Below are 1848 nucleotides of genomic sequence, written 5' to 3'. Positions count from 1 at the left end.
GATGGAACATAGTTACCGTATTGGTCATTTTCCATCAACCCATCCACCAAATTGGTCACGATGTCATTGGTTGTTGCACGGTTTTCTGCAAGATAGTTCAAACTAGATGGATCGCTCGAATAAACATAGTTATATGTTTTAGTAGCGCTACTTGAATTTCCACATGCGCTCAGTAAGATACCTGCGCTTAACACGACACTTGCAAGTGTCAGATACTTGGCCTTAGACTTTTTCATTTCCAGAACCTCCTGTTTAAAAGTTTTGTCTTATTATACAGCTTTGGTTTTATTTAGTCAAGTAATTTCTGAAGAAAAACTTAAAAAAGCATATTTTTTGCTCTTGATTTTAGAAAAAGTTCTCTTTTTTTAAGAAAAATGTAGTATAAAAACCTTTCTGTTAAAGAAAGGTTAAATTCAATGCTTTTATTTATAAATCTTTTTACGATATTTTCAATCGTGTACGTAGTCGGTCTGCTTGAGCTTTGCCGATTATCTTGTCCAAGAGTCGTGTCCGTAGGCTCATCAAACCATAAAGACCTCCTCCAAGCCCTCCGATGAGAGCCACATAAAGGAAACTCCAAAAACGTCCACTTGGTTGGAAGACAAAACCGAGTAGCCACTGCAAGAAGCCAACTAGGATAAACATGACAAGGGTCAAGATGGTAATCAAAATGGTTCGCTTCAAGATTATCTTTCGACGAGCACCCGTTACCTGGCAGATGTCTCGGTACATCAGGACATTCGGAATAATCAAACCGATAGTCGTTGAAATCAAGGGACCGTAACTATGGAAAATAGCAATGGTTGGCAATTGCAAGACGATCTTAGCAATGGAACCATAGATAAAGTAAAGAACTGCCTTGCGGTTTCGGAACATAGCCTGAAGCATAGGAGACAAGACCATATACAAGCCTAGGATAGTAGACTGCAAAACTGCAAAGACAAATAAGCCCATGGCCAGACTATCTGGCTTACCGTAAAAGACTGTATAAAGAGGCTCCCCTACCATGACCACTCCAACCGTTGCCGGCAGTAGAAATAAGAAGAGCATGGTGAGACTATCTTGGACTAGGCGAGCTGCTGCCGGTAAGTCGCCTTTTACATAGTTTTCCGTCAACAGCGGCAAGCCGACACTCCCAATTGAAACTCCCACAGAGATTAAAATCATGGTAATTTTATTAGGATTGGCAGAGAAATAAGAAAACATGACAACCAAGTCTTCATTGCTGTAGTTAGTAAACCACTTCATACTATTGATAAAGGTCATCTGGTCTAAAATCTGGAAGAGTTGGATGGCTGATCCTGTCAGGATAAATGGAATGGCTTCCTTGATCGTATCGACTAAGAGTCGCTTACTATTGATTTTATCCCGTGTTTCAAAAACTCTTTTAAGCAAACCTTCTTGAGCAAGGAAGTAGATCAAAACTGCAAAACTTGCCACCATCCCCACAAAGGCCGCAAAGGTCGATTGGGTAACGGCTGATAAGTAGTCACCAGAACCCATCTTCATAATGAAGAAGGTTGCCATCAACATCCAGATAACACGGATCACCTGCTCGGCGATTTGACTCATAGCATAGGGTTTGAGGTTATTCATCCCTTGGAAGAATCCTCGGATGACACTCATAGATGGGAAAATCAAGACCGCCCAAGCCAAGCTCTGCATGATGGGAATCAGGTCTTTCCCCACACCTGACAAATCTGCTAACCAGGGAGAAAAGAGATACAAGACCAAAGCAAAGACTAAGCCCAAGCCCGTCATAAAGCTTAGAAAACTCCGAATCAAGGCAAAGCTATGCTCTTCTTCTCGCATGGTATTGTACTTAGCCACTTGTTTGGCGACCGCAAC

General features: G+C 41.6%; 1 protein-coding gene and 1 pseudogene. Both read right to left on the bottom strand.

Going from position 1 to position 1848, the window contains the following annotated elements; all coding sequences use genetic code 11:
• Positions 1-236, bottom strand: a pseudogene (locus GMD1S_RS07435) (peptide ABC transporter ATP-binding protein); the annotation flags it as partial.
• A 202-nt stretch (positions 237-438) separates the two neighbouring features.
• Positions 439-1848, bottom strand: a 1410-nt coding sequence (locus tag GMD1S_RS07430) for a putative polysaccharide biosynthesis protein (RefSeq protein ID WP_000320515.1), incomplete at its 5' end; no start/stop codon positions are given.

The organism is Streptococcus sp. GMD1S (genome assembly GCF_000296875.1).
Lineage (GTDB): Bacteria > Bacillota > Bacilli > Lactobacillales > Streptococcaceae > Streptococcus.
This window is presented reverse-complemented; position numbering and strand designations above follow the sequence as displayed.